This is a genomic window from Rhizobium ecuadorense (assembly GCF_001187535.1).
Taxonomy (GTDB): domain Bacteria; phylum Pseudomonadota; class Alphaproteobacteria; order Rhizobiales; family Rhizobiaceae; genus Rhizobium; species Rhizobium ecuadorense.
This window is the reverse complement of record NZ_LFIO01000985.1, coordinates 1-268: the sequence shown is the minus strand read 5'-3', so window position 1 is coordinate 268 and position 268 is coordinate 1. Positions and strand designations below refer to the sequence as shown.

Annotated in this window: 1 pseudogene; it reads left to right on the top strand. The window is 54.5% G+C overall.

Annotation, left to right across the window (positions count from 1 at the left end):
- A pseudogene (locus AF337_RS18310) lies at nt 1–268 on the top strand (metallophosphoesterase family protein); the annotation flags it as partial.

Genomic DNA, 268 nt, shown 5'->3' with positions numbered 1-268 from the left:
GTCTACCTGCTACGTGGAAACCACGATGCTGCCAGCGTGATTACCAAGACGATCACGCTGCCCGACAACGTGCACGAATTTACAACGAGCAAGCCCGCTACCTTCCTCATCGAGGAAAAGAAGATTGCTCTCCATGGACAGGGTTTTTCAGACCGGGCGGCATACGAAAATCTAGCCATCGGCTATCCTTCGGCAATCGCAGGCTGGTTTAACATAGGGGTTCTGCATACCTCGATGACGGGACGCGAAGGCCATGAGGCCTATGCGC